The 19,090-nt window shown below is 69.2% G+C and carries 19 protein-coding genes; 9 read left to right on the forward strand and 10 right to left on the reverse strand.

The genetic code is table 11. The annotated features are described in order from the left end of the window. Complete coding sequence (locus ACQCSX_RS10015; protein WP_427018834.1) at nucleotides 1–966, reverse strand: LysR family transcriptional regulator; 966 nt, start codon at nucleotides 964–966, stop codon at nucleotides 1–3. A gap of 102 nt (nucleotides 967–1,068) precedes the next feature. On the opposite strand from ACQCSX_RS10015, the gene ACQCSX_RS10020 reads away from it, so the two are divergent. Then, entirely contained in the window at nucleotides 1,069–2,325 is a 1,257-nt protein-coding gene (locus tag ACQCSX_RS10020; protein WP_427018835.1) for an MFS transporter, read from the forward strand. On the opposite strand, the gene ACQCSX_RS10025 is transcribed toward ACQCSX_RS10020, so the two are convergent. Next, nucleotides 2,317–3,480: a trans-sulfuration enzyme family protein gene (locus ACQCSX_RS10025; RefSeq protein WP_427018836.1), complete on the reverse strand. Its 1,164-nt coding sequence runs from the start codon at nucleotides 3,478–3,480 to the stop codon at nucleotides 2,317–2,319. The genes ACQCSX_RS10020 and ACQCSX_RS10025 overlap by 9 nt on opposite strands. A gap of 167 nt (nucleotides 3,481–3,647) precedes the next feature. Between ACQCSX_RS10025 and ACQCSX_RS10030 the strand changes: the two genes are divergently transcribed. Continuing rightward, nucleotides 3,648–4,166, forward strand: a complete 519-nt coding sequence (locus ACQCSX_RS10030; protein WP_427018837.1) for an Lrp/AsnC family transcriptional regulator — start codon at nucleotides 3,648–3,650, stop codon at nucleotides 4,164–4,166. 87 nt (nucleotides 4,167–4,253) lie between these two features. Here ACQCSX_RS10030 and ACQCSX_RS10035 read toward each other — a convergent pair whose 3' ends face one another. The 3 genes from ACQCSX_RS10035 to ACQCSX_RS10045 all read right to left on the reverse strand — a co-directional run bounded on the left by ACQCSX_RS10035 (nucleotide 4,254) and on the right by ACQCSX_RS10045 (nucleotide 6,470). Further along, nucleotides 4,254–4,451: a hypothetical protein gene (locus tag ACQCSX_RS10035; RefSeq protein WP_427018838.1), complete on the reverse strand. Its 198-nt coding sequence runs from the start codon at nucleotides 4,449–4,451 to the stop codon at nucleotides 4,254–4,256. Then, nucleotides 4,448–5,113, reverse strand: a complete 666-nt coding sequence (locus ACQCSX_RS10040) for an ArsR family transcriptional regulator (RefSeq protein WP_427018839.1) — start codon at nucleotides 5,111–5,113, stop codon at nucleotides 4,448–4,450. The genes ACQCSX_RS10035 and ACQCSX_RS10040 overlap by 4 nt, the downstream gene beginning before the upstream one ends. Before the next feature lie 124 nt (nucleotides 5,114–5,237). Continuing rightward, nucleotides 5,238–6,470 carry an MFS transporter gene (locus ACQCSX_RS10045; protein ID WP_427018840.1) on the reverse strand — a complete coding sequence of 411 codons (1,233 nt, stop codon included), beginning with the start codon at nucleotides 6,468–6,470 and terminating at the stop codon, nucleotides 5,238–5,240. 216 nt (nucleotides 6,471–6,686) lie between these two features. Between ACQCSX_RS10045 and ACQCSX_RS10050 the strand changes: the two genes are divergently transcribed. The 3 genes from ACQCSX_RS10050 to ACQCSX_RS10060 all read left to right on the forward strand — a co-directional run bounded on the left by ACQCSX_RS10050 (nucleotide 6,687) and on the right by ACQCSX_RS10060 (nucleotide 9,189). Next, nucleotides 6,687–7,151 carry an Lrp/AsnC family transcriptional regulator gene (locus tag ACQCSX_RS10050; RefSeq protein ID WP_427018841.1) on the forward strand — a complete coding sequence of 155 codons (465 nt, stop codon included), beginning with the start codon at nucleotides 6,687–6,689 and terminating at the stop codon, nucleotides 7,149–7,151. 22 nt (nucleotides 7,152–7,173) lie between these two features. Then, nucleotides 7,174–8,169, forward strand: a complete 996-nt coding sequence (corA, locus tag ACQCSX_RS10055; protein ID WP_427018842.1) for a magnesium/cobalt transporter CorA — start codon at nucleotides 7,174–7,176, stop codon at nucleotides 8,167–8,169. 219 nt (nucleotides 8,170–8,388) lie between these two features. Beyond that, nucleotides 8,389–9,189, forward strand: a complete 801-nt coding sequence (locus ACQCSX_RS10060; RefSeq protein ID WP_427019023.1) for an aldo/keto reductase — start codon at nucleotides 8,389–8,391, stop codon at nucleotides 9,187–9,189. Nucleotides 9,190–9,315: 126 nt separating this feature from the next. On the opposite strand, the gene ACQCSX_RS10065 is transcribed toward ACQCSX_RS10060, so the two are convergent. The 3 genes from ACQCSX_RS10065 to ACQCSX_RS10075 all read right to left on the reverse strand — a co-directional run bounded on the left by ACQCSX_RS10065 (nucleotide 9,316) and on the right by ACQCSX_RS10075 (nucleotide 13,180). Further along, nucleotides 9,316–10,617: an ATP-binding protein gene (locus tag ACQCSX_RS10065; protein WP_427018843.1), complete on the reverse strand. Its 1,302-nt coding sequence runs from the start codon at nucleotides 10,615–10,617 to the stop codon at nucleotides 9,316–9,318. A gap of 125 nt (nucleotides 10,618–10,742) precedes the next feature. Next, nucleotides 10,743–12,164 (reverse strand): MFS transporter, encoded by a 1,422-nt coding sequence (locus ACQCSX_RS10070; protein ID WP_427018844.1) that lies wholly within the window; start codon nucleotides 12,162–12,164, stop codon nucleotides 10,743–10,745. A gap of 38 nt (nucleotides 12,165–12,202) precedes the next feature. Further along, nucleotides 12,203–13,180, reverse strand: a complete 978-nt coding sequence (locus tag ACQCSX_RS10075) for an aldo/keto reductase (RefSeq protein WP_427018845.1) — start codon at nucleotides 13,178–13,180, stop codon at nucleotides 12,203–12,205. 160 nt (nucleotides 13,181–13,340) lie between these two features. Here ACQCSX_RS10075 and ACQCSX_RS10080 point away from each other — a divergent pair, with 160 nt between their 5' ends. The 4 genes from ACQCSX_RS10080 (at nucleotide 13,341) to ACQCSX_RS10095 (ending at nucleotide 16,888) form a co-directional block, all read left to right on the forward strand. Then, a complete protein-coding gene (locus ACQCSX_RS10080) occupies nucleotides 13,341–13,691 on the forward strand; it encodes an ArsR/SmtB family transcription factor (RefSeq protein WP_427018846.1) in 351 nt (116 codons plus the stop codon). Then, a complete protein-coding gene (locus ACQCSX_RS10085; RefSeq protein ID WP_427018847.1) occupies nucleotides 13,688–14,149 on the forward strand; it encodes an SRPBCC family protein in 462 nt (153 codons plus the stop codon). The genes ACQCSX_RS10080 and ACQCSX_RS10085 overlap by 4 nt, the downstream gene beginning before the upstream one ends. A 126-nt stretch (nucleotides 14,150–14,275) precedes the next feature. Continuing rightward, nucleotides 14,276–14,905: a malonic semialdehyde reductase gene (locus tag ACQCSX_RS10090; RefSeq protein WP_427018848.1), complete on the forward strand. Its 630-nt coding sequence runs from the start codon at nucleotides 14,276–14,278 to the stop codon at nucleotides 14,903–14,905. A gap of 912 nt (nucleotides 14,906–15,817) precedes the next feature. Then, nucleotides 15,818–16,888 (forward strand): fibronectin type III domain-containing protein, encoded by a 1,071-nt coding sequence (locus tag ACQCSX_RS10095; RefSeq protein ID WP_427018849.1) that lies wholly within the window; start codon nucleotides 15,818–15,820, stop codon nucleotides 16,886–16,888. A gap of 507 nt (nucleotides 16,889–17,395) precedes the next feature. On the opposite strand, the gene ACQCSX_RS10100 is transcribed toward ACQCSX_RS10095, so the two are convergent. Next, nucleotides 17,396–17,749: a zinc ribbon domain-containing protein YjdM gene (locus ACQCSX_RS10100; RefSeq protein WP_427018850.1), complete on the reverse strand. Its 354-nt coding sequence runs from the start codon at nucleotides 17,747–17,749 to the stop codon at nucleotides 17,396–17,398. A 130-nt stretch (nucleotides 17,750–17,879) separates the two neighbouring features. Continuing rightward, the gene (locus tag ACQCSX_RS10105; protein ID WP_427018851.1) at nucleotides 17,880–19,082 is read right to left on the reverse strand and encodes an acetyl-CoA C-acetyltransferase; all 1,203 of its coding nucleotides are present in this window, start codon (nucleotides 19,080–19,082) and stop codon (nucleotides 17,880–17,882) included. Between the last annotated feature and the right edge of the window lie 8 nt (nucleotides 19,083–19,090).

Genomic DNA, 19,090 nt, shown 5'->3' on the forward strand with positions numbered 1-19,090 from the left:
CTAGCTAACGGTTCCAAGCCCCAGCGATTCGCGCAGCAGCTCGATCCCCTCCCCCAGCACCATGGTGCGGAAGTGGCGCACCTGCGCGGGCTCATCGCTGCGCGGGCGCCACGCCAGCCCGATCTTGCGCGTTGCCACCGGCGCCTCGATCTCCACCTCCACCCAGCCCAGGGCGCTGCGGGCCGGGGTCAGATGGTCCGGGCCCGACGGCGGGAGCACGCTGACGCCCAGGCCCGCGGACACCAGCCCGCGCACGGTGTGCGAATCCTGCCCCTCAAAGGCCACCCGCGGCCTGAATCCGGCCGCCTTGCACAGTGCCTCCACGATGGAGCGCATGCCGTAGCCGTGCCCCAGCAGCACAAAGCCCTCGGCGCGGGCCTCCTCAAGGCGCACGCTGCGCCGCGAGGCCAGCCAATGGCCGGCCGGGACCACCAGCCGCAGCGGTTCGGAGTACAGCAACCGCGATTCCACGCTGCGGCCCGGCGCCGGCGGCGGGGCCACGATGGCCAGGTCCGCCGTTCCCGAGGCCAGCGCATCGAGGGCAAACGCGCGGCTGCCCTGGTGCAGCTCGAAGCTGACGCCCGGATGGCCGGCGGCGAAGCGCTGGATCAGCAGCGGCAGCGTGGCCTCGCCAAAGGTGTGCTGGAAGGCCACGGTGATCCGCCCATGGCTGCGCCCGGCCTCCTCGCGCGCCGCCGCGAGCGCCCCGCTGATCTCGGCCAGGGCTGCGGTGATGCGCGGGATCAGCACCAGCGCCGCCGGGCTCAGCCGGATGCCGCGCCCCTCGCGGATGGTCAGCGGCGTGCCGACGACGGCGGAGGCACGGGCCAGCGCGCGGCTGACAGTGGGCTGCGGGATGCCCAGGATCTCCGCGGTGGCCGTGATGTGGCCCTGCTCCCCCAGCTGGGCCAGGATGGGCAGCACCGGCAGCAGCGTCGCCAGATCCGCGTAGTCGCCGTGGTCCATGGCCCCTCCTGTCCGCGGAGCCGCCGGCCACCGCAGAAGTGAATGAATAATGCCCTAATTATGCATTGGACGCATGGGTTTTGCGGACCTAGCGTGGATTCCATGACCACAGCAATGCACCCCCCGGCTCCGGCCTGGGCCGGACACGCTCCCGGATCCACGGGCTACCGGCGGATCATGGCCGCACTGGCCTGCGCCGGTGTCGCCACGTTCGCCCAGTTGTATTCGCTGCAGGGGGTGCTGCCGCTGCTCGCCGCGGACCTGCGCGTCACGGCCGCCCAAGCCTCGCTGGCGGTCTCCGCCGCCACCATCGGCCTGGCCCTGGCAGTGGTTCCATGGTCCTTCGCCGGCGACAGGCTGGGACGGGTGCGCGCCATGGGGCTGGCCATCGTGCTGGCCACGGTGGCCGGGCTGGCGGTGCCGGCGGCACCCAGCTTTGAGGTGCTCATCGCGCTGCGGTTGGCCGAGGGTGCGGCGCTGGGCGGCATCCCCGCCCTGGCCATTGCGTATCTGGGCGAGGAGGTCAGCGCCCGGCACGCCACCGCCGCGGCGGGCGCCTACGTGGCGGGCACCAGCCTGGGCGGGCTGTCCGGGCGGCTGCTGGCGGGCCCGGTGGCGGACGTGGCGGGCTGGCGGGCAGCCACGCTCACGGTCTCCAGCGCCGCCGCGCTGGCGGCGGTGGCCTTCCTGCTGCTGGCCCCGGCCGTCCGCGGCTTTGCCCCGGTCCGGGGCGGCGGGCTGGGCACGGTCCTGGCCCGGTTGGCCCCGCAGCTGCGCAGCAGGCCGCTGGCCGGGCTTTACATCCAGGCCTTCAGCCTGATGGGCGCCTTCGTCAGCGTATACAACTACCTCGGCTTCCGGCTGGCGGCCCCGCCCTACCTGATGCCGGCCGGCGCTGTCGGGCTGCTGTTCCTGGCCTACCTCTCCGGCACCGTGTCCTCGCGGGCCTCCGCGGCGCTGGCCGCCGCCGTCGGACGCCGGGCGGCCCTGCTGGGCAGCACGGGCGCGATGCTGGCCGGGCTGGCCATCACGCTGGACGGCCGGGTGCCGGTGATCCTGGCCGGACTGGTGTTGTTCACCGCGGGCTTCTTTGGCGCCCACGCCATTGCCTCCGGCTGGACCGGTGCCATCGCCGTGGACGGGGGGCGGGCCCAGGCCGCCTCGCTCTACAACCTCAGCTACTACGCCGGCTCCTCCGTCCTGGGCTGGGCCATGGGCCTGCTCTTCCAGTCCCTGGGCTGGCCGGCCCTCGTGGCGGCGTTGTCCGCCGTGCTTGTGGCCGCCGCCACCGCCGCGCTCCTGCTGCTGCCGGTCCGCCGCCCCACCCAAGGCAGGACGGCGGATCCGCGCCTAGCGTGAGGCTTCGATGGCTGCCACCAGGTCGGCCAGGATGTCCGCCGGGTCCTCCAACCCGATGGAGACCCGCAGCATCGCCGCATGCGGCTTGGCCTCGGCGGCCACGGGCCGGTGGGTCAGCCCCGCCGGGTGCTGGATCAGCGTGTCGATGCCGCCCAGCGATACGGCGTGGGTGATGAGCGAGACGGCGCCGGGCACGCGCTCGGCATGCTCGGCCGAGGCCAACTCAAAGGACAGCAGGGAGCCGGGGCCGGCCATCTGCGAGCCCACCAGGCCCAGTGGATCGCACTCGGGCAGTCCGGGGTACAGCACCCGTTCCACCAGCTCGTGCCCGGCCAGGGTGCCGGCGATCTTGTTGGCGCTCTCCTGCTGGGCGCGCACGCGCACCGGCATCGTGGCCAGCCCGCGGTGCAGCAGATAGGCCGGCCACGGCGTCAGCAGCCCACCCGTCACGGCCCGGACCTGGCGCAGCCGAGCGGCCCAGGCGGCATCGGTGGCCACCACGCCGCCCATGGCATCGCCATGCCCGCCAATGAACTTCGTGGCGCTGTGCAGCACCAGCGTGGCACCATGCTCCACCGGGCGCTGCAGCACAGGCGTGGCAAAGGTGTTGTCAATGAGCACCAGCACGCCGTCGGCCTCGCGGACCAACGCGGCAATGTCCAGCAGCCGCAGGTCCGGGTTGGCCGGCGTCTCCGCGATCACCAGCCCGGTGTCGGGTCGCAGTGCGGCCCGGACCTCGGCGGGCTGGACAAAGGTGACGGTGGTGCCCAGCAGCGCGGTGGCCAGCAGGTGGTCCGAACCGCCGTACAGCGGGCGGACGGCCACCACGTGCCCCTTGCCGGCGGCGACGGCGGCCAGCAGCACGGCGCTCAGGGCGGCCATTCCGGTGGCGAAGGACACGGCCTGCTCGGCCCGCTCCAGCTGTGCCAGGCCCTCCTCGAACCGCGCCACCGTGGGGTTCCACAGCCGCTGGTAAACGGTGCTCTGGCCCTCCTCCGGCGTGCCGCCGGTGGCCAGGCGTTCGTAGGCGGCGCCGCCGTCGTGCACATTGGGCAGCGGCGCAGTGGTGGACAGGTCCAGCGGAACCGCATGGACGCCCAGCGCGGTCAGGCCCGCCCTCCCGGCATGGACCGCCGTTGTATCAGGACCAAACATGATTTCCTGCCCCTCAGCCCCGGAACGGAGCATCATCACAAACCAATTGCCAATGGATATCAGATGGGGCAAGTATGGTGCATAAATTCGCGATTTTGATAGGATATCGAACAAAGCGGCAATCATTCAGACAAAACGCAAAGGTCTGACCATTCCAGGAGGAAACAATGGCGTCACCGGCGAAGAATGTTCGGCGCGAACCGGCCCTGCTCGGGCAGCATCCCGAACAGCTCGATGGCGTGGACCGGCAGATCATCGACGCTCTGGTGTCCGATGCCCGGATGACCAACCGCGACCTGGCCGATGCCGTGGGCATTGCGCCCTCCACGGCACTGATGCGGACCCGGTCCCTGTTGGAGCGAGGCGCCATCGAGGGCTTCGAGGCCAAGCTGAACCTGGCCGCCATCGGCCGCTCGGTCCAGGCCCTCATCGCCGTCCGGCTGCGCGCCCACGACCGCGACCAGATCGACCGCTTCACGGCCCGCGTGCCGCTGCTGCCGGAGGTGCTCTCCACCTTCCACACCTCGGGTTCGGTGGACTACCTGCTGCACATCGCCGTCGCCAACACCGACGCCCTGCGCGACTGGGTGCTGGACAACCTGACCACCGATCCCGTGGTGGGCCACACCGAAACCACCCTGGTATTCAAGCACATCCCCGGCCACTCCGGCCCGCTCGCGCAGTAGCGCCGGGCCCGGGGCACGGCGACGGCGGCGGAGGACATCCTCCGCCGCCGTCCGCGTTGTTTGCCGCCCCCGGAGCGAGCCTTGCGGTTAGCGCAGCAGCCCGTCGTGCAGGGCGCCGGTCTGGGCGTCCAGCCGGTTGCTGAGCCGTTCCTGGAACTGCAGGGACTCCACCGTGGCCGCCTCGCGGCGGGCCGCCCAGTTCTGCAGCGCCACGCCCGCATGGCTGGCCAGCGAGGACATGATTCCGGGCCGGCGGCGGGGCAGGCGTGCGGAGTTGTTGCTCATTGTTCTTTTCCCTTCGTGTGGTTCTGGGAGTTGCCCTCCCTGGGGATGGACCTTTCGGCTTCCCGGGAGACCAGGGGGAAGGCGTTGAAGTGCACCTGGACCGGGCGTGCGCCCGGCTGGACCCCTGCGTCCTTGAGTTCGGCCAGCAGCCTGGCCGAGAAATCGTCCACCTGGCGCGAGAAGTCGGCCAGCTGGGCCGCCGTCAGCCGCGCGTGCGCCGTCGTCAGTGTGGCGGCCTCCTGCCACTCGGCGGGGAGCCTGTCATGGCCGCAGGCTACAAACTCCTCCAGTGCCGCCGAGCGCGAGCGTTCGATCTCACGTGCCACAACGCGCGTTGCATCGGTGGCGGCGGTGCCGTCGTCCGGTCCCGCGGCGCCCAGCACAATCGCGCCCCGGGAGCGTTCCCACCACCGTTCACGCGCGGTCCCCTTGCCTTGGACCTCGTGCACAAACTCGTACTTGGCCAGCTGGCGCAGGTGGTAGCTGGTGGAGCCGCTGGACTCGTTGAGCATTTCGCCGAGCCCGCAGGCGGTCTGTGCACCGTAGTTGGCCAGCGCCTCGAGGATCTGGACGCGCAGCGGATGCGCCAAGGCTTTCATGGCCGCGACATCCAAGATCCGCGCCGCGGGGGCGCCGGAGGATGGTTCCTGTGGGGTGGTCATGCCACCATTTTAGGATTGCAAAGAAGTCCTTGCTTGCATTGACAACGCGGGCGACGGCGTGCCCGGAGTGCCGCCGTCGCCCGCACGGGGCACGTTGGGCACACCGGGCACGCCGTCAGGCTTGTTAGGTGCGGGAGGCGCGCACCGCGGCGGCGGCGAGCGCGGCGCAGGCCGCCACGGCCAGCACGGCAAAGCCGTCGACGGCGGCGGGCAGCCCCCACACCGTGGCGGCGGCCCCCATGCCGAGCACGGGCACGGCGCTGCCGAGGTAGGTGATGACGTACACGGCGCTGATGATCTGCGCGTGCCGGGCCGGCTCCACGCTCGACGCCACCGTGTTGAAGACCTCGCGAAACGCCAGCCCTTGACCGGCGCCGGCGCCCACGCAGGCCAGCACCAGCAGTGCTCCGCCGCCCGTCGCGCCCGCCACGGCAATCAGCGCCACGGAGACGCCCAGCAGGCCCAGTCCCAGCGGCACCACGTGACGGCCGCGGACGGTGAGCAGCTGGCTCAGCGCCGAGCTGCCCAGGGTCAGTGCGGCCAGCACTCCCACCACCGGGCGGGCGTCGGTGTGCATGACGGAGGCAAAGTAGCCCGGGGCCAGCGAGAGGCAGAAGCCGAACACGGAGAAGCTGAGGAAGCCCACCAGCGAGGCCAGCCAGAACGCCCCCCGGGCGTCCGCCGAGACGGAGGGCCGGCGCGGGCGCAGGGTGGCAAGTGCCGTCCCCTGCGGCGCCGGCTTGATGGCCGGGCGGGCCTTGAGCGCCAGCAGGATGCCCAGCAGCAGGATCAGGGCCACGGACTGGACCAGGAAGGGCGTCCGGGTCGGGTCGGGCAGCAGGGACAGCAGGCCGCCCAGCACGGGGCCGGCCGCGACGCCGCCCGCGGAGGCCAGCAGCGTGAAGCGCGAGGCCCAGTCCGGGCGGGTGGGCAGCAGGTCGCGCAGGGCGGCGGAACTGGCGCCGGTCGCCAGCGCCACGGCCAGCCCCTGCAGCACACGCCCACCGGCCAGCATGGCCAGGCTGGAGGCGTTGGCAAAGACGATCCCGCCGGCCACGCCAATCAGCACCGCGAGCACCAGTGCGGCACGCCGGCCGATGTAGTCGGACCAGTGCCCGGCCAGCAACAGCCCGCCGATCAGGGCCAGCACATAGCTGGCGAAGGCCACCGTGACGCCGAGCGAGTCCAGCCCCAGCCGGTGGGCCAGCAGCCCGTAAAGCGGAGTGGCCATATTGGCGCCCACCAGGAGCGTAAAGATCACCGCGCCGGCCAGCACCAGGCGTCCGGTGACCGAGGCATCCCAGCCCCAGCGCTGGAGGAGGGCGGGTCGCATTTGCAGCTCGCGCAAAACTGTCACGGGGTGGCTCCTTGGTCCGGCCCCGGCGTCGTGTGCCGCGGCTCTGCTGCCCGGCCGTGGTGGGGCCGGATGCCGGTGGAAAGTGGCCTCGTGGGCCGGTTTCCACTCAATTTCATCTATAGGATGAAGCAACGGCGACCAATGCGGCAGATTATTCGCCATGAACTGATCATCGTGATCAGATTTGGCCGCCAGACTGACACCGGAGTGAGACGCATGAGCACCTTGGACCCCCTCGACCTGAAGCTGCTGCTGGCCCTGGTGGCCGATCCCCGGGCGCAGATCGGCGAGCTCGGGGAGCAGGTGGGCGCGGCCCGGAACACCGTGCAGGCTCATCTGCGCCGGCTGCTGCGCTCCGGCGCCCTGCGCGATGGCGGCCGCGAGGTGGACCTGGCCGCCATCGGCTACGACGTCGTCGCCTTCGTGACTCTGGAGGTCACCCACCGCGAGCTCGACGGCGTGATAGCGGCCCTGCGCAAGCAGCCGGCGGTGCTGGAGGTCTACGAGATCTCCGGCCGGGGCGATGTCTGGTGCCGGATTGCGGCACGCGATGTGCCCAGCCTGCATGTGGCCCTGCGCTCCGTCCTGCGCATCCGCGGCGTGATCCGCTCCGAGACGTCCCTGGCCCTGCACGAGCACATTCCCTACCGTGTCCAGCCCCTGTTGGACGGACTGCTATAGGCCCTGTGCCGATAATGGGACTGTGACCATCATTGACAACGCCGTGTACGTCGACGGCGTGCGCACCGCCGACCCCGTCAGCTTGGAACAGACCTACGAGACCCTGGCCGAACGCGGCGGCATGGCGTGGATCGGCCTGTACCGCCCCACGATGGCGGAGCTGACCTCCGTGGCGGCGGAGTTTGGCCTGCACGAGCTGGCGGTGGAGGATGCCATCAGCGCCCACCAGCGGCCCAAGCTGGAGCGCTACGACGACAACCTCTTCACCGTGCTGCGCCCCGCGCGCTACATCGATGCGGAGGAGGTGGTGGAGTTTGGCGAGCTGCACATCTTCACCGGCAAGGACTTCGTCATCACCATCCGCCAGGCCGACACCCCCGGCCTGGCCCGGACGCGGCACCGGCTCGAAAGCAGGCCGGAGCTGCTGGCCCTGGGACCGGAGGCGGTGCTCTACGCCATCCTGGACCAGGTGGTGGACGACTACGCCCCGGTGGTGGCCGGGCTGGAAAACGACATCGACGAGATCGAGGACCAGCTCTTTGCCGGCGACCCCACCGTGTCCCGGCGCATCTATGAGCTCTCCCGTGAGGTCATCCAGTTCCAGCGCGCCATCCACCCCCTGGCGGACATGCTGGACCAGCTCAAGCACGGCTTTGCCAAGTACGGCGTGGACATCGAACTCCAGCGCTACCTGCGCGACGTCGAGGACCACGTCCAATCCGTCACCACCCGGGCCGATTCCTTCCGCCAGCTGCTGCAGAACGCGCTGACGGTGGACGGGACGCTGACCACCAACCGGCAGAACGAGACCAGCGTGGCCCAGAACGAGGAGGTCAAGAAGATCTCCTCCTGGGCGGCCATCTTCTTCGCACCGTCGTTCGTGGCCTCGGTGTACGGGATGAACTTTGAGGTGATGCCGGAGCTCAAATGGCTCTACGGCTACCCCTTTGCCGTGGGCCTGATGGTCGTGCTCTGCGGTTTGATGTACCTGATCTTCAAACGGAAGAAATGGCTTTAGGCGTCATCGAGGTGCGCTCGGCGTGGGGCAGCCCGGCTGCCATCCGGCCTCGCTGGCGCCCAACCGCGCGCTGGCCATGCTAACCCGCGGCATTCCGTAGAGTACGGAATATAGTTCCCGCGGCCCCGGTTGCCGCCCATGGAAGAGAAAACCAATGAGGAGATTTTCGTGACTGAGCAGACTTTGTCCACCGCAGTGATCCTGAACAACGGCGTGGAGATGCCGCAGCTGGGCTTCGGCGTCTGGCAGGTGCCCAACGAGGAATCGGCCGCGGCCGTCACAGCGGCGCTGGATGCCGGCTACCGCAGCATCGACACCGCCGCGATCTACGGCAACGAGGAGGGCGTGGGCGAGGCCATCGCCGAGTTCCTGGCCCGCACCGGCACCGACCGCTCCGAGCTGTTCATCACCACCAAGCTCTGGAATTCGGAGCAGGGCTACGAGACGGCGCTGGCCGCCTTTGACGAGAGCCTGCGCAAGCTGGGCCTGGACTACGTGGACCTGTACCTGATCCACTGGTCCACCCCGGACCGCGACCTCTACCTGGACACCTGGAAGGCCTTCGAGGAGATCGCCGCCTCCGGCCGGGCCAAGGCCATCGGCGTCTCCAACTTCGAGCCCGAGCACCTGCAGCGCATCATCGACCTGGGCGGCACCGTCCCGGCCGTGAACCAGGTGGAGACCCACCCGCTGCTGGCCCAGAAGGCACTCAAGGAGTTCGAGGACGCCAACGGCATCGCCCACGAGTCCTGGAGCCCGTTGGCCCAGGGACAGCTGCTGGAGAACGCGGACATCGTGGCCATCGCCACGGCCCACGGCAAGAGCCCGGCCCAGGTGATCATCCGCTGGCACCTGCAGAGCGGGAACATCGTGATCCCCAAGTCCGTCACGCCGGAGCGCATCGCCGCCAACTTCGACGTCTTCGACTTCGAGCTCACTCACGCCGACATGGCCGCGATCGACGCCCTGGACAACGACGGCCGCGTGGGCCCGCACCCGAACGAGTTCCACGTCGCCTAACGGTCCCCGTCCCGGGGTCTCGCTCCCCAGCCGCTCCCACAGCTCGCAGGCTCGCTGCGGGTCCCTTGCGGCCGTGGGCCCAGGCTCGACCACCGGTGGTCGAGCCTGGGCCCACGGAGTCAGGCGCTAGGTCCGGGCCAGGGCGTCGATGTCCTCCAGGAAGGCGTCGCGCACCTCGGCACTGACAGTGGCGCGGGTGTCGGCAATCGTTTCCAGATAATCCAGCGTCGCCGGCCCCCGCCGGCCGGCGCCGTTGGCACTGGCGGCGCCGCCGGCGTCGTACACGGCCTTTTCCAACGCCCGCTGGGACGCGCTGCGGGCCGCAAACTCGATGTCCGCCGGCGAGAATCCCTCGCTGCGCTCCACCAGCGCCGCCACATCCACCACGTCCAGCACGCTGGCGGGGATGAACCGCTGCCACATGGCCGTGCGGGCCTGAGTGTCGGGCAGCCCGATGGGGATCACGTAGTCGAACCGGCCGTGGCGCAGGAAGGCCGAGTCCAGGGACCGGATGAAGTTGGTGGCGCACACCAGCAGGCGCCCGGGCTGGTCGCGGAAGGCCGGGATGATCTTCAGCAGCTCGTTGGTCACACCCTGCAGCGGCGACGGCGGCTCCCCCGAGCGCTGGGAGGCGATCTCCTCCACCTCGTCGATGAACACCACCGCGTGCTCCAGCTCCGCGATTTCCAGGAACGTCTCGCGCAGCGCCCCCGCCAGCCCCGCGGGGTCGGCGGCCAGCCGCGAGGGGAAGACCTCCACGAACGGCCATTCCAGCCGCGAGGCGATCGCCTTGGCAAAGGTGGTCTTGCCCGTCCCGGGCGGGCCGAACAGCACCACGGCACGCGGGGGCACCACGCCGAATTCCTCCGCCAGCTCCGACTGCGCCAGCGGCAGCACCAGTCGCCGCTCCAGCAGCTGCTTCTCCAGGGCCATGCCCGCGACGTTTTCCCAGAGGTTGCGCGGCAGGATCCGCCCGCCCAGCTGCTCCAGGGCACCGAGCTCGGCGCGCTGGACGGGAATGCGTCGCTCAAAGTAGCGCAGGTCCGCCTTGACCTCGAACCCGCGGTTCAGGAACGCCTCCACGCGCGTCTCGCTGGTGGGCATCAGGGCGGAGAGCTTGTCCAGCCCCAGGTGGCCCATCCTTTGTTCGACGGCGGCCAGCAGCGAGGTGCCAATCCCCTGCCCGCGCCACGGCTGCAGGGTGGCCAGGAAGACGATCCACCCCTGGTCGTGGGCGGCGCGGCCGACGGCGGCACCCACCAGCGTCTCACCCTGGACGGCCACCACGGCATGGTCCTTTTCGCAGGAGGCCAGCACCTCGGCGAGATCGTAGACGGGCTTCACATTGGAGGCCTTCAGGGACTCCCACAGGTGCAGGATCCCCTCCAGATCGGAGGGATGGAAATCCCGAATCTTCCAGGTAGACATCGTCGTCGTTCCTTTCCCTTGGAGTGCGGCCATCATGGCACGGAGCGCTCACGGCCAGTGAATGTGACCGGGAAATGTGACCGCGGACTGCGGCCGTCCACTGCCATCGTCGGCGGCGGCCCGGTTCAGCGGGCGCGCACGGCCTCACCGGCATGGGCCGGCATCCGCACCGCTTCCAGCACGGGATAGAGCATCAGCAGCGCCAACACGGCAAAGGTCCACTGGTAGCCCGCCACCTCGGGTGCGTCCGGCGCGGCGGTGGCGAGGATGGCCTGTGCCGCGCGCAGCACCAGCGCGCCCACTGCCACACCCAGCCCCGTGGCCACCTGGGCAATGGTCGAGGACAGGGTGTTGGCACCCGACATCTTCGGCGCGGGCACGTCGGCAAACTGGACGGTGTTGTACGCGCTGAACCCGATGGACCGCAGCACGCCGCTGGCAAAGAGCACGACGGCGGTCACCGCCAGCGGCGTCGAGGGGTTCAGGAGCGCGCAGAGCACCAGCACCGCGGCGCCGCCAGCATTGCTTAGGATCAGCACCGCACGGAAGCCAAATCGCCTGATCAGCGGTGTGGTGGCAGGTTTGATGAGCACATTGCCGGCAAAGACCGCCATCACCATCAGCCCCGCCTCAAACGCGCTCCAGCCGAATCCCAGCTGGAACATCAGCGGCAGCAGGAACGGCACGGCGTTGATGACGAGCCGGTAGAGCCCGCCGCCGGCGTTTCCGGCCCGGAAGGTGGGGATCCGCAGCGCGGCCAGATCCAGCAGCGGATGCCGGGCAAGGCGGAACCGCAGCAGCGCCAGCACCCCGGCCAGCACCGCCACCGCCAGGAGCGCGGCGACGGCGGCCCAATCGGTGGGAGCCGATCCCACCTGTTCCATGCCCAGGACCAGCGCCGCCAGCGAAATGCCGCACAGGAGAAAACCCAGCCAGTCCGGCGGCGGAACATGCTGGGCCCGGACGGCCGGCACCACAAACCAGGCCAGCACGAAGCCCGCCGCGCCCAGGGGCACGTTCAGCAGGAAGATCCAGTGCCAGCTGGCATAGGTGGTCAACAGCCCGCCCAGCGCCGGCGCCACCACCGGGGCGATCAGCGCCGGCCAGGTCAGGTAGGCGATGGCCTCCAGGAACTGCTTCCGGTCCGTGTTCCGCAACACCACCAGCCGCCCCACCGGGACCATCATGGCACCGCCCAGGCCCTGGAGCATCCGGGCCAGGCACAGGGTGGTGAGGGTGGGGCTGGCGGCGCAGAGCACCGAGGCAACCGTGAACACCGCAATGGCGACGGCAAAGACCCGGCGCGCACCGAACCGCTCGGCCAGCCAGCCGCTGATTGGGATCCCCACGGCCAGCGTGATCAGGTAGCTGGTCATGGCGGCGTTGATGTCCACCGGCCGGACGTGGAGGTCCTGTGCCATGGCGGCGGCCGCCGTCGAGATGATGGTGCCGTCCAGGATCTCCATGAAATAGGTCCCCGCCACCAGCAGCGCCAGCGTGCGGCTGAAGGACCCCGTGGCGGGCGGGGCCTGTTCCGTTTGTGCCATGGTGGAATGCTACCGGCCCGGCGGCAACCGGTTGGATTCTAGCGGTTGAGCGGCGTCATATCCGCGTACCGCTCGCCCACCGGCGCCGGCAGGTTGTCCAGCGCCGCCAGCTGGGCGGCGGAGAGGGTGATGCCCTCGGCCGCGGCATTCTCCTCCAGATAGCTGGTCCGCTTGGTCCCGGGGATGGGCACGATGTCCTCCCCCTGGGCCAGCAGCCAGGCCAGCGCCACCTGGCCGGGCGTGGCCCCCAGCTCGGCGGCGACGGCGTCGACCTTTTCCACGATGCCGATGTTGGCCGCCAGGTTCTCCCCCTCAAAGCGCGGGCTGTGCCGGCGGAAATCCTTCGCCTCCAGCTGCTCCAGCGAGCGGATGGTCCCGGTGAGGAACCCGCGCCCCAGCGGGGAGTAGGGCACAAAGCCGATGCCCAGCTCGCGCAGCGTGGGCAGGATCTCGGCCTCCGGGTCCCGCGACCAGAGCGAGTATTCCGTCTGCACCGCCGCCACCGGGTGCACGGCATGGGCCCGGCGGATGGTGGCCGGCGCCGCCTCCGACAGTCCGTAGTGGCGGATCTTGCCCTCGGCTATGAGCTCCGCGAGCACCCCCGCCGTTTCCTCAATGGGCGTGCCGGGATCCATCCGGTGCTGGTAGTACAGGTCGATGTGGTCAGTGTTGAGCCGCTTCAGCGAGCCTTCAACGGACAGCCGCACGTTGTCCGCACTGCCGTCCATTCCCCGGGAGCCGTCCGAACGGTGCCGGATGGTGCCGAACTTGGTGGCCACCACAGCCTCGTCCCGCCGTCCGGCCAGGGCCTTGGCCAGCAATTCCTCATTGAGGTAGGGCCCGTAGATTTCCGCCGTGTCGAAAAACGTGATGCCCAGCTCCAGCGCCCGGTGGATGGTGCGGATGGACTCGGCCTCGTCCCGGCCGGCGCCCGAGTAGAACGCGGACATGCCCATGCAGCCCAACCCCAGCCTCGAAACGGCCAACCCGGCCTGGCCCAATTCTGTCTTCTTCATCGCATTCCCTCGTCCGCCGTCGTCTGCCGTCATCTGAACTGTCCCCACCGCAACGGTAGGACGTGGAGTGCACCCCAGGTCAAGGGCACGGGGAAGATCCGCGGAAAGTTGGTGGAGCCGGCCTCTTGACTTCGTGAATCCACCGGCAATACTTAAGAATGTGCTTAAGTATTCGAGCGGACTGGACGCCATCTTCCAAGCCCTGGCCGACCCCTCCAGGCGGGCCATCCTTGAGCGGCTCACACAGGGACCGGCCAGCGTCAGCGCGTTGGCCCAGCCGCTGGCCATGTCATTGCCGGCGGTGGTCCAGCATCTGGCCGTGCTCGAGAACGCACAGCTCATCACCACCCAAAAGATCGGCCGAGTGCGCACCTGCACTCTGGGCAGCACCGCCCTGCGCACGGCCGAAGCCTGGCTCACCGAGCGCCGCACCCCCGCGGAGCACCACCTTGACCGGCTGGCGGATTATCTCGCCAGCCACCCCGAACAACCGACAAAGGACATGCCATGAGCACGCAATCCACCACCCACGCCAGCTTCACCCTCGAGCGCCACTTCCCCGCCTCGCCCGAGCACGTCTACGCCGCCTTCGCCACCGAGGAGGGCAAGCACGCCTGGTTCGTCGGACCTGCCGAATGGGAGCAGACCGAATGGGAGCTTGACTTCCGCGAGGGCGGCACGGAGATCAACACCGGCGGCCCGGTCGGCGGGCCGGTCTCGCGCTTCGTAGCCCAGTACCACGACATCGTCCCCAACGAGCGGATCGTCTACAGCTACAAGATGACCGTCGACGGCAAGAACCTCTCCGCCTCCGTGGCCAGCATTGAGCTCGAGCCCGGCACCGACGGCGGCACGCACCTCACCATGACCGAGCAGGGCGTCTACCTGGACAACATGGACAACCCTGCCCAGCGTGAACAGGGCACCCGCGACCTGCTGGACGCGCTGGCGGCGTCGCTGGCCGGCTGACCCGGCGTCGTCGTCGGGATCCGGCCCGGGCGGACTGTGGCCAACGCCACAGTCCGCCCGGGAATCACCGCAGCACATTCCACGCTGATCTACACAACACCAAAAGTAGATGAAAAGGCATGGAATATGAGCATCGACGTTGCACTGCAGACCACCCTTGACGACCAGCTGGTTCTGGACGGAACCGTGGCCGATACCCTGTTCCGCGAGGCCCGCACGGCGAACTCCTTCGCCGCCGAGGAGATCAGCGACGAGACCCTGCAGGCGGTCTACGCCCTGGCCAAGATGGGCCCCACGGCCATGAACATCCAGCCGCTGCGCATCACCTGGGTCCGTTCTTCCGAGGCCCGTGAGCGGCTGGTGGCCCACATGATGGACGGCAACAAGGACAAGACGCGCAACGCGCCCATGACGGCCATCTTGAGCTTCGACGGCGACTGGCACGAACTGCTGCCGACCGTGTTCCCGCCCGCCGCCGCCCGCCGGGACATGTTTGCCGAGAACGAGGGCATCCGCACGGCCATGGGCAACAACAACAGCCACCTCCAGGCTGGATACTTCATCCTTGCCGCCCGTGCCGCCGGCCTGGCCGCCGGCCCCATGACCGGCTTTGACGCCGCCGGCGTCGACGCCGAATTCAACACCGAGTCCGGCCACACCGCCTTCATGGTGGTCAACCTGGGCAAGCCCGGCGCCGCGGCGGCCCACCCCCGGCTGCCGCGCCTGGAGTATGACGCGGCAACCACCACGATCTAACGCACACCAAGCAAGACAGCCCGTCCCCCACAGCAGTGGAGGACGGGCTGTTTTGCTGTCGTCGCCGTCGTCCTGTGACCGTTCCGTTGCCCGGCACCACCTGCGCAGAGGGCCCTGCCGTGCCCGGCACCCCGGGCGGCCGTGGTGCAGAAATCAAGTAGCCCCCCGGCGGCCAAAGGGGAAATCCAAGTACTACACACTCATCCGGTGGCCAGTGGTGGACCCTAGACTCCGCAGGGAGCCTGCACGTGGACTCTTTGTCCAGTCGGAATGCAGAGCAATCATTCCGAGGTCTCGGTGCAGTGGCCCGTTCCGACGCGGCCCGATGAAGAAAGTGGCAGCTGGTCGGCTGGGGCGGGGGGGAATTCGTCCTGCGGCGATCATCGCAAGTGTTGGCGTTCAAGCCTGCTGCCCTAACGACGAGCCGAGCGGACGATCGAGATGGGCTTTCTGGCAGACCGGCGCAATTCCACACGAGCTGTACGCTGCGGGACACCGGGTCCAGGCATTCCCGGCCACAATGGAACGCACTGGAGCGCGGTCGGATGCGTCATTGCCATGCTGGCGGCACTGGTGCTCACCGGCATTGTCACCGCTCCCGTCCGGGCAGCCGGGCGAACCTATCCGGTCCACACAAACATCGTCTCCACCACGTTCTAGGTCGGCGAAGTTTTCAACGCAAACGCTTCAGACGGCTCGCAGATCTGCTCAACCTACGATGCACAGTGGGCCCTGAGCCACACCGGGGTCGCCAAGGGACTCATGCCGTCGTCGGCCAATGGCTGCCCCGGATCGCCCTGGGGCGGGTGCGACGGTGTCAGCAACCAAGGCCCAACGTATGCCACGTTCACCTGTGCCACGGAGGCCAGGACCGCAGCGGCACACTACTTCCCGACGCAGCAGCCACGACCCTTGCAGAATCCGTTCTACATCACCTTGCCCTACGACGACCTCAACGATTCGATCGCCTTCGCTAACCGGTGCACCAACGTCCCCTGGGCCAATGACCCGGGTTACGCAGGGCACTGCACCGATCAGGCCTTCAGCTACATGAAGAACCGCTGGGTGGCAATCACCGGACCGAACGGCAGCACCTGCTACGGCCAGATCGAGGACGCCGGCCCGTCCAGTGGCAGCCTTTACCACGACTCCGTCTATGTCTTCGGTGCCACCAACGCCCGCCCGGTGAACAAGATGTTCTCCGGCGATCCGACCCAAGGCGCCGGCATGGATGTGTCCCCGGCACTCAACGGCTGCCTCGGGTACGCCGACCTCGATGGCGACAACGACCACGTCAGCTGGCACTTCGTGGACGCTATCGATGTACCCGCCGGACCGTGGACGGAGATCGTCACCACCAGCCCTGTCGTACTTGAGGTCGGCACCGCCCCGGCCGCGCCCACCGGCGTGAACGCCACCGCCGGCAATGCCACCGCCACCCTCACCTGGACCGCCCCGCCCAACGGCGGCTCCCCCATCACCTCCTACACCATCACCCCCCACACCGGCGCAACCAACCTCACCCCCACCACCATCACCGGCACCCCGCCCGCGACCAGCACCAGCATCCCCGGGCTGACCAACGGCACCGCCTACAGCGGCACCCGATCGGCCCGGCTGGGCCTGAACACCGGAACCGAACCCCTCGGCGACAGCACCCTCGCCCAAACCATCAACGTCCCCGCCACCGGCACCTCCACGCTCACTTTCTGGTACCAGCCCCACAGCGCCGACACCGGATGCAGCGGCGCGTCATGCAGCCGGGACTGGATGGAGGGGCAGATCCGCAGCACCACCGGCACCACCTTGGCCAGCCTGTTCAAACTCAACAGCAACACCGGCGCCTGGACCCAGGTCACCGCCAACCTCGCCGCCTACAAGGGCCAGACCATCACCCTCTGGTTCAACGTCCACCTCAACGGGCCCAACCCCACCGACGACACCTGGATGTACCTCGACGACGTCGCACTCACCACCGGTTAGGACTGCGAAAGCCAGACAGCGGAGCGCGGCGGGCATGCTCGGAGGTTTACATTCCGGCAGGAAATAGACACTGCAGGACAAGGTCCGGTTCTTCGTTGTGCTCGGCAGGGGCGTAACGTCACGTCCGCGGCCGCCGTTCTCGGCCTGGACGGGACGGCGCGCCATCGGCACGGGCCCGGTTGCGGGGATGCAGCCTGGGACTGGACCGGGGCATGGCATGGCACATCGGGTCAGGCCACGAGATGCCGTACTCCATGCCGACGGCGGGGCCGGGATCTGGTCAGCACAGACAACCCTTGCAGCCGTTGGCCGCAGGCACCGCGGCACTCGTGGATGCGGTGTCGCCGCGGCGGATCGTCCGGCGGTTCCAGACAACGGTGCGGGCGTACAGGATCGCCAGCTTGTAACTCAACGGCGCCGGGTTGGCCCAGTTAAACTCATGGGGCTGCAACCCCTCGGGCCGACTCCCGCTGACAACCCACTTGCCGCGCTTCAGTTGCCTTGCCGCTAGATCTTCTTGACCACGCTGGACTTGAGCTGCATCGGGCCGACACCGTCCACCTTGCAATCGATGTCATGGTCACCCACACCATCCACCAGACGGATGTTGCGCACCTTGGTGCCAACCTTGATGACCGTGGAGCTTCCCTTGATCTTGAGGTCCTTGACCACCGTCACGGTGTCGCCGTCGGCCAGGACATTGCCCACGGCATCCTTGATGACTGCCGGGCCGGTGTCCTCAACCGAAACATCCGAGGCCGGCTCCCATTCGTGTGCGCATTCGGGGCAGACCAGCAGCGAACCCATCTCGTAGGTGTATTCGCTGGAGCATTCGGGGCACGGCGGCACGGTCTCATTCACCCCGCCATTCTATCGAGGGCCGGCCGGCGCATCGAGACAACGACAGCCACAGCGTCAGACAGGCTCCGAGTCAGACCACCCTGGCCCCCACCTCAATCATTACTGACAGGATCGACCAGCGGGACCGGTCCTAGGCCTTGAGGATCAGCGCGTCACCTTGCCCGCCTCCGCCGCACAGCGCCACCACTCCCACACCGCCGCCGCGCCGCTTGAGCGCCAGTGCCTGGTGCAGCACCAGCCGCGCGCCGGAGGCACCCACCGGATGGCCCAGCGCAATGGCCCCGCCCTCGGCATTGATGCGGTCCGTGTCTATGCCCAGATCCTCCGCGGACTGGACCACCACCGAGGCAAAGGCCTCGTTGATCTCGATCAAATCCAACGCCTCCCCCGACAGGCCCTCGCGCCGCAGCGCAGCCTCGATGGCCCGCGACGGCTGCGAGTGCAGCGATCCGTCCGGCCCGGCCGTCTGCCCGTGCGCGCCAATCTCGGCAATCCATGCCAGACCCAGCGCGTGTGCGGCGCCCTTGCTGGCAACCACCAGTGCCGCGGCACCGTCGGAGAGCGGTGAGGACGAGCCGGCGGTGATGGTGGCCTGCTCCCCCTTCGCGAAGGCGGGCTTCAGCGCGGCCAGCGACTGCGCCGTCGTGCCCGGACGGATGCCCTCGCCGTCGGTGACGACGACGGCGTCCCCGCGCCGCTGCACAATGGTCACCGGCGCGATCTCCTCCGACAGCACCCCCGCAGCCCGGGCGGCCTCGGCCCGTTGGTGCGACAGGGCAGCAACGGCATCCTGCTTTTCACGGGTGATCCCGCGTGCCGCGTTCCCGGCGTCGGTGGCACTGCCCATGAGCTCACCGCTGACCGGATCCTGCAGGCCGTCGTGGTTGAGCGAATCCAGCATCGGGGTGTCGCCAATGGTGATGCCGGCGCGCAGCCCCTTGACCAGGTGCGGGGCGTTGGTCATGGACTCCTGGCCCGCGGCCACGATGAAGTCCGCCTCGCCGGCCCGGATCATCCGCGCGGCATCGATCACGGCCGTGAGCCCTGAGAGGCACAACTTGTTCACTGTCACCGTGGGCACGTCCCAGCCGATGCCCGCGGCCAGGCTGGCCTGCCGGGCCGGACCCTGGCCGGCGCCGGCCTGGATCACCTGGCCCACGATCACGGCGTCGATCCTCTCCGCCGGCACGCCCGTGCGCTCCAGCGCGGCCCTGATGGCGTGCGCGCCCAGCTCGCTGGCGGACAGCGGGGCCAGCGCGCCGCGGAACCGGCCGAACGGCGTGCGGGCGCCGCCCAGGATCACGGGGGTGAGGTCGTCTGCAGTCATGGACATGCCTTTCG

This window comes from Pseudarthrobacter sp. P1 (assembly GCF_050156935.1).
Lineage (GTDB): Bacteria > Actinomycetota > Actinomycetes > Actinomycetales > Micrococcaceae > Specibacter.